The organism is Streptomyces sp. NPDC058469, assembly GCF_042721125.1.
Classification (GTDB): domain Bacteria; phylum Actinomycetota; class Actinomycetes; order Streptomycetales; family Streptomycetaceae; genus Streptomyces.
In genome coordinates, this window is record NZ_JBHXME010000283.1 from 1 (window position 1) to 7,181 (window position 7,181).

Consider the following 7,181-nt stretch of genomic DNA (forward strand, 5'->3'; position numbering starts at 1 on the left):
GCACCGAGGAGAGCGAACACGCTCCTCGGTGCGCCGCTGCGTTCCGGCGGCTCGCGTCAGCTGCTGCCGCGCTTGACCTGACTGAACGGCACATCGCGGTCGGCCGCGTATTCGCGCGGCATCCCGAGGATTCGCTCACTGATGATGTTCCGCGACATCTCGGTGCTTCCTCCGCCGAGGCTGGCGCCCTGGCGCATGAGGAAGTTGTCGCCGACCCGGCCAGGGCCCTCGCCGCTGACGGCCAGACCCCCGGCGATCTCCAACGCCAGGTCGTCGACGCGCCAGTCGGTCTCGGCGTGGGCCAGCCGCATGATCGAAGCTGCCGGGGACGGCATCTGACCGGTCTCCAGGCCGATGCTGACGCGACGGATCAACTGCTCCTGCACCTTCTCCAGCGCGTGCCCCTCACCGAGCATCTCGCGCACCCGAGGGTCGGCGGCCCGGCCGGACGCGCGGGCGATCTGGACGAGGTCCGGCTTGGGCTGGCTGACCCGCCCGGTGCCCCGGCCGCTGGTGAAGGGCGAACCGCCGCCCACCGCGGTCCGCTCGTGGAACAACTGCCGGGAGGCCACCGCCCATCCGCCGTTGACCTCGCCCACCACCGCGTCCGCGGGCAGGACGAGGTCGTCGAAGAACTCCTCGCAGAACTCGGTCGACCCGCTCACCTGGGTGATACGGCGCATCGTGATCCCGGGCTGGTGGACCTTCACCAGGAACATCGTCAGGCCCCGGTGCTTGGGCGCGTCCCAGTCGGTGCGCGCCAGGCACAGGGCGTAGTCCGCGGCGTAGGCGCACGTGCTCCACGTCTTGGCCCCGTTGAGCACCCAGGTGTCCCCGTCGCGGTCCGCGCGGGTGACCAGGCCGGCGAGGTCCGAACCGCCACTGGGCTCCGACAGGAACTGCACGAGGATCTCGTCGCCGCGGATCGCCGCGGAGATGCGCTCGCGCTTCTGCTGCTCCGAGCCCATGTCCATGATCGTGGGCGCGCAGATGCTGAACGTGGGGACGTTCAGCAGCAGTGGCATCTCATAGCCCTCGGACTCCTCGGTGAACGCCCGCTGGTGCTCCGGGGTGAGGCCCAGGCCGCCGTACTCCGAGGGGAAGCAGATGCCCGCGAACCCGCCCGCGTAGAGCTTCTTCTGCAGTTCACGGGTGCGGACCCACTCGGCGTCGTCGTCCCCGGGCGGCGGCGGGACTGCGTCGACGTCGACCCGCGGCATGTTCTCGGCCAGCCACGCACGGGCCCTGAGGCGGAACGACTCGACCGCCTCCACAGTGCTGTCGGTCATGACGTCTTCCTCTCTGAGGGCGCGATGATGTCGGCGATGCGGAGGCGGTGGTCCTCGGGTGTCCCGTAGAGGGCCCGGTTCACCGTCGCACGCCGGAGATACAGGTGGAGGTCGTGCTCCCAGGTGACGCCGATCCCCCCGTGCATCTGGATGCAGTCCTGGAGGATCTGCGTGGAGCGGCTGCCGACATAGGACTTGGCGACGCTCACCAGCTCGGCCGCGTCCTCGGTGCCGTCCTGGACCGCGCGCGCGGCCGCGCCGGTGGTCGCGTGGCACGCTTCGATCCAGGTCTTCATATCGGCGAACCGATGTTTGAGCGCCTGGTAGGAGGCCAGCGGACGCCCGAAGGAGTAGCGGTCGAAGGCCCACTGCGTGGTGAACTCGAACACCCGCTCCAGGGCCCCGCAGGTCTCGGCGCTCTGCAGCACGACCGCGACTTGGAGCTGGCGCTCGACGAGCGGCTCCGCGCGGCCCACGAGGCCGACGACGGCGGGCTCGGGAACCTCCACACCGGCGAAGCGGACCTCCGCGAAGCGCCGGACCAGGTCCAGGCTCCGGGACGCCTCGACCGAAACCCCGGCCGCGTCCACCGGCACCAGGAACTGGGTGGGCCCCTGCTCGGTCATCGCCGTCACCAGCAGCAGGTCCGCCTGCTCGGCGAGCTCGACCCGGTCCTTGACGCCGTCGAGTACGAAGCCGTCCTTCCCGGCCTTCGCCGTCAGGCCGGGCGTCAGCGGGGACCACTGCCCGCCGGGCTCGTAGACCGCCCAGGTGGCGACGCTCTCGCCGGAGACGAGCGCTTCGATGATGTGCGAGTGGTCCGGGCCGTCGGTGGCCGCGACCAGGCCGGCCAGCACGATGTTGGTCGCCAGCAGCGGGCCGGGGCCGACGCCGCGGCCGAGTTCCTCGGCGACGATGGCGAGGTCGAGCAGGCCGCCCCCCGAGACGCTCCCGCCCCCGAGCTCCTCGGAGACGAGCATCGCCGTCCAGCCGAGCTCGGCGGCTCGGCTCCACCAGTCACGGTCGAATCCGGTGGACGTGTCCGCGAGTTCCCGCACCCTCGTGAGCGGCGCCTCCTTCTCCAGGAAGGCCTTCACCGTGGCCCGAAAGAGTTTCTGATCTGCCGAGAGCACTAGATCCATGCGGACTCCCTTGTCGTTTCACGGCGCCTCGCGGCGCTCATACCTTCGCGGCCCGCGGTGCCGGCCGATCGGGTCCACGGGCACGCGTGAAACCCACCGACTGCGGCCGTCGGCTCCCCACGGAGGCTGCCCTGGCGGCAGAGCCTCGGGAGCGGTGCGCGTCCACGCACCGCTCGACGCTTGGCCGGGCCAGTCGACCACCGGCCGAAGAGCCTTGTCAAATAAATTACCGTAAGGCTAACTTGAATAGTTACTGGAAGGCATACGGTATAACCAACCAAGTCGTCGGCGGAACGTTCGGGAGCCACGGGAACGGGCTCCCGAGCGCCACCGCCGGCGGCCCCCGGGGAGAGACAGGCATGCCCGCAGCAGACGAGCACGACGGCAGCGCCGGCCACCACTTCACGACGCCCGAAGATGTGGCCGACAGCCTCGCCGCTGTCGGATACATCGCGGACCCGCAGATCAGCGGCGCGGTCTTCCTGGCAGGCCGACTCGGAAAACCGGTACTCGCTGAAGGCCCCGCGGGCACCGGCAAGACCGAACTCGCGAAGGCGCTCAGCCGGGTCACGGGGGCGCGGTTGATCCGGTTGCAGTGCTACGAGGGTCTGGACGAGTCGAAGGCCCTGTACGAGTGGGACTACCGCAAGCAGCTGTTGCGGATCCACGCCTCACGTGACGCCGCCACGGAGCAGTGGCAGGCGCTGGAGCGGGACATCTTCAGCGAGGAGTACCTGCTGGCCCGCCCCCTGCTCGAAGCGATCCGATCCGAGGACGACGTCGTCCTGCTCATCGACGAGGTCGACCGGCTGGACATCGAGACGGAGGCGCTACTGCTGGAGGTCCTCTCTGACTTCCAGGTCTCCATCCCCGAATTCGGTACCGTGACGGCCCGCCGCAGGCCCCTGGTACTGCTCACCTCCAACAACAGCCGCGAGCTGTCCGAGGCGCTGAAGCGCCGGTGCCTCTTTCTGCACATCGGGTATCCGGGCGCCGAGCGGGAACGGGAGATCGTCCGCTCCGCCGTGCCGGGCATCAGCGAGCATCTCGCGACGCAGCTCACCCAGGTGGTGGTCACTCTGCGCGGCCTGCAACTCAAGAAGAAGCCGTCCGTCTCCGAGACGATCGACTGGGCCAGGACGCTGCTCCTGTTCGAGTCCTCGGAAGTGGACCCGGCCGGAGTGGTCGCGGCCCTCCCGGTCCTGCTCAAGCACCAGAGCGACATCGAACTCGCGACGCGCGAGCTCGGCCAGGTTTCGTCATGACCGTCGCGACAGCGTGCTCCGGGCCGCCGGGGCCAGGCCCGCACGGGCCCGGCCGACCCCCGAGGGCGCTTCAGGAGGCAGGTGAAGCGCTACTGACCGCGGTCGAAGGGCTGATCGGCGAACTGCGGCAGATCGGTGTGCCCGTGTCGACGAGCGAGAGCATCGACGCGGTCCGGAGCCTGGAGTACACGGACCCGCTCCAGCCGGACCAGCTCAAGGCCGCCCTGGCGGCCACGCTGGTCAAGAGCGGTCGGCACGGGCGTGCCTTTGACACGGTCTTCGACCTGTTCTTCTCCCCCGGGGCGCGCCCCGGTCAAGGCGGAGGTCCGGCACCGGATGCCGATGGCACGCAGGTCCGCGGCCGGTTGGCCGCGCGGCTCGCCGGGGCCGGTGACACGGAACTGCGCGACCTTCTCGTCCGGGTTCTCGACCAGCGGGACGATCTGGGCCTGCGCGCCGTGACCGCCGAGCTGGTCGACCGGCACGCCCGGATCCGGCCGGGTCAACCGGTGGCCGGCACGCTCGCCGTGCAGCGCACGTTCCGTGCCGTGGAGCCGGGTGACCTGTGCGACCGGCTGGCCGGACTCAGCGGCGGGACCGACGGCTCCCCGGCGTCCGCCCTGCGCGTCCGGCTGGCGGCCGAGGAGGCGGAGCGGCGCGTGGAACGGCTCCGGCAGGAGATCGAGACCGAGGTGCGCCGACGCCTCGTCGAGGACCGAGGTGCGGCCGCCGTGGCGCGCTCCCTGCGGAGTGCGCTGCCGGAGGACCTTGACTTCCTGACCGCGTCGACAGTAGAACTGGCCGCGCTGCGCGCCGCGCTGGCGCCACTGCCCGCCCAGTTGGCGGGCAAGCTGAGCGCGACGCGTCGCCGCGCCCGGCGGGGCCCGCTCGATTTCCGCCGCACGGTACGCGAGTCGCTCTCGGCCGGAGGGGCGCCGGTACGGCTGGCGTTCCGGCCCCCGCGCCCGGCCAAGCCGGAGTTGGTGCTGCTCGCCGACATCTCCGGATCCGTCGCCACGTTCGCCGGGTTCACCCTGCAACTCGCCCAGGCGTTGCGCACGCAGTTCCGGGTGGTGCGCAGCTTCGTCTTCGTCGACGGCATGGACGAGGTGACCGACCTGCTCGCCGGATCGGACGGCGCCGCCGAGGCGGCGCGCCGGATCGACGAGTCCGGCAGCGGGGTCCTGCTCGACGGGCGGTCGGATTACGGCAAGGCGTTCCGGGGCTTCTGGGACCGCTGGGGTACGCAGGTCGGCAGCCGGAGCATCGTCGTCGTCCTGGGCGACGCGCGGACCAACTACCGCTCGCCGTCGGTGGAGTCGCTGTCGGCGCTCCGGCAGCGCGCCGGCCGGGTGTACTGGCTCAACCCGGAGCCGCGCGCGGCGTGGGGCAGCGGCGATTCGGTCATGGACCAGTACGCGCCGCACTGCGACGACGTCGTCGAGTGCCGCAACATCCGCCAGCTCAGGCAGTTCGTCGAACGGCTGGCGTGAGAACCCGCCACCCGCCACGGCCCCCGGGCCGTTCCTTCCGTCCGGTTCGCAAGGAGCACCATGACTGACAGCAGGATCTCGGCGGCCATGCAGGCCGCTGTGGGCGTCGAGCTCGCACGGCAGGTGAGCCATCCCGTGAGCGCGTCCGACATCCGCAGATGGGCCCTCGCGGTGTACTGGCCCGAGCCCGCTCCGCAGCTGTTCCTCAGTGAGGAGTACGCCCGCCGAACCGTCCACCGGGGCATCGTCGCGCCCGAGGAGTTCAACCCGTTCGCCTGGTCGTGTGCCGAGACCTGGGCCCGGAATCCCGAAGCGGTCTCCGATCCCAACGACCCCGACAACACCGAGATCCAGGCCGGCGTACCCGGTCCCGGACTGACGTTCCAGCTCAACGGCGGCATGTCGGTGGAGTACGGCGACCGAATGCGCCCCGGCGACGTGATCACCGGCAGCCGGTGTCTCGGGCCCTACACCGAGCGCGAGGGACGGCTGGGCCTGATGCTCTTCAGCACCGCCGAGGAGACCTGGACCAATCAGAGCGGCCGGCTCGTCAAGCGGACCGTGTCGACGCTCATTCGCTACTGAAGGGACGAACCGACGTGCAGACTGCGACGTCAGGCGACAAGGTCGGGATCGGCGACGAGATAGGGCCGTTCACCAGAGAGACCGGTTTCGCGAACTGGAACCGCTATGCGGCCGTCAACGACGAGTTCGTGCCGATCCACATGGACGACGAGGCCGGCCGTGCGGCCGGGTACCCGACCGCTTTCGGGATGGGCAACCTCCAGTGGTCCTACCTGCACAACGCGCTGCGGGCGTGGATGGGCGACAGCGGACGGATCATCAGCCTCTCGTGCCAGTTCCGCGGGGCCAACACAAAGGGCATGACCGTCACCGCCCGCGGTGTGGTGACCGGCGTCGAGAAGGTCGACGGCGCCGTCACCGCGACAGTGGACGTGTGGACCGAGGCGGCGGACGGATCCAAGCTCGCCCCCGGCAAGGCCGTCGTGCGGTTCGGTTGAGCCGCACCGGCATCAGCGCGACCACCAGCTACCACCGAGATTGCCGTTAGAGTTACCGTAAGACTTTCTATATGTTCCGGTCGGCCTCACGGCCCGTCGGGGCAACCGCACCAGGAGGAGGATCCGTGAGCGAGCCGAGCACCACCGGGCAGGCGTCCGCCGAGCACCCCGTTCTCGTCGAGCGGCGCGGGCACGTGATGGTCATCACCATCAACCGCCCCGACGTCCGCAACGCGGTCAACGAAGCGGTCTGCCTGGGCGTGGGCGACGCCCTCGAAGAGGCGGAGAACGACGACGACGTCCGCGCCGTCGTGCTGACCGGCGCGGGCGACAAGGCGTTCTGCGCCGGGGCGGACCTCAAGGCCATCCTGCGCGGAGAGCGGATCATCCCCGAGGGCCGCGAGCAGTGGGGGCTGGCCGGATACGTCGGCCACTACATCGGCAAGCCGACCGTCGCGGCGGTGAACGGCGCGGCGATCGGCGGGGGAACCGAACTGGCCCTGGCCAGTGACCTCGTGGTGGCCGCGGACACGGCGTCGTTCGGCCTCCCCGAGGTCAAGCGCGGGCTCGTGGCCGGCGCCGGCGGGGCCTTCCGGCTCGCGGCCCAGCTGCCCCAGCGCGTCGGTCTGGAGATGCTGCTGACCGGCGACCCGATCAGCGCGCAGCGGGCGCTCGAACTACATCTGGTCAACCGCGTGGTGCCGGCCGCTGACGTGCTGGAAGCCGCGGTCGAGCTGGCCGGGCGGATCGCCGCCAACGCGCCGCTGTCCGTCCAGGCCACCAAGCGGATCGCGCTGGGATACCAGGGCGCCCAGCGGCCCGCCGACGCTCCGCTGTGGGAGCTGACCACGAAGGAACTGGCCCGTGTGAGCGGCTCGGCCGACGCGGTGGAGGGTCCGCGTGCCTTCGCCGAGAAGCGGGCCCCGGTCTGGCAGGGGCGCTGAGTTCCCGGCACCGGACGGTTCGCGCG

At 70.8% G+C, this 7,181-nt stretch carries 7 protein-coding genes; 5 read left to right on the top strand and 2 right to left on the bottom strand.

Annotated elements, in window-relative coordinates:
- Window positions 1-56: 56 nt before the first annotated feature.
- Window positions 57-1,289, bottom strand: coding sequence for an acyl-CoA dehydrogenase family protein (locus ACFWP5_RS51085; protein WP_384173862.1), 1,233 nt, complete (start codon window positions 1,287-1,289; stop codon window positions 57-59).
- Window positions 1,286-2,431, bottom strand: coding sequence for an acyl-CoA dehydrogenase family protein (locus ACFWP5_RS51090; protein WP_384173865.1), 1,146 nt, complete (start codon window positions 2,429-2,431; stop codon window positions 1,286-1,288). The genes ACFWP5_RS51085 and ACFWP5_RS51090 overlap by 4 nt, the downstream gene beginning before the upstream one ends.
- 359 nt (window positions 2,432-2,790) lie before the next feature.
- Here ACFWP5_RS51090 and ACFWP5_RS51095 point away from each other — a divergent pair, with 359 nt between their 5' ends.
- From ACFWP5_RS51095 to ACFWP5_RS51115, 5 genes are all read left to right on the top strand, one after another.
- Window positions 2,791-3,696 carry an AAA family ATPase gene (locus ACFWP5_RS51095; protein WP_384173868.1) on the top strand — a complete coding sequence of 302 codons (906 nt, stop codon included), beginning with the start codon at window positions 2,791-2,793 and terminating at the stop codon, window positions 3,694-3,696.
- Window positions 3,693-5,189, top strand: a complete 1,497-nt coding sequence (locus ACFWP5_RS51100; protein WP_384173871.1) for a VWA domain-containing protein — start codon at window positions 3,693-3,695, stop codon at window positions 5,187-5,189. The genes ACFWP5_RS51095 and ACFWP5_RS51100 overlap by 4 nt, the downstream gene beginning before the upstream one ends.
- A gap of 60 nt (window positions 5,190-5,249) precedes the next feature.
- Window positions 5,250-5,774, top strand: a complete 525-nt coding sequence (locus ACFWP5_RS51105; protein WP_384173874.1) for a MaoC family dehydratase N-terminal domain-containing protein — start codon at window positions 5,250-5,252, stop codon at window positions 5,772-5,774.
- A gap of 14 nt (window positions 5,775-5,788) precedes the next feature.
- The gene (locus ACFWP5_RS51110; protein WP_384173877.1) at window positions 5,789-6,211 is read left to right on the top strand and encodes a MaoC/PaaZ C-terminal domain-containing protein; all 423 of its coding nucleotides are present in this window, start codon (window positions 5,789-5,791) and stop codon (window positions 6,209-6,211) included.
- 125 nt (window positions 6,212-6,336) lie between these two features.
- Window positions 6,337-7,155: a crotonase/enoyl-CoA hydratase family protein gene (locus ACFWP5_RS51115; protein ID WP_384173880.1), complete on the top strand. Its 819-nt coding sequence runs from the start codon at window positions 6,337-6,339 to the stop codon at window positions 7,153-7,155.
- Window positions 7,156-7,181 lie beyond the last annotated feature (26 nt).

Bases quoted from the DNA above. Each gene is read 5' to 3' on its own strand.
- ACFWP5_RS51085 (WP_384173862.1), bottom strand. From the start codon at position 1,289: ATGACCGACAGCACTGTGGAGGCGGTCGAGTCGTTCCGCCTCAGGGCC.
- ACFWP5_RS51090 (WP_384173865.1), bottom strand. From the start codon at position 2,431: ATGGATCTAGTGCTCTCGGCAGATCAGAAACTCTTTCGGGCCACGGTG.
- ACFWP5_RS51095 (WP_384173868.1), top strand. From the start codon at position 2,791: ATGCCCGCAGCAGACGAGCACGACGGCAGCGCCGGCCACCACTTCACG.
- ACFWP5_RS51100 (WP_384173871.1), top strand. From the start codon at position 3,693: ATGACCGTCGCGACAGCGTGCTCCGGGCCGCCGGGGCCAGGCCCGCAC.
- ACFWP5_RS51105 (WP_384173874.1), top strand. From the start codon at position 5,250: ATGACTGACAGCAGGATCTCGGCGGCCATGCAGGCCGCTGTGGGCGTC.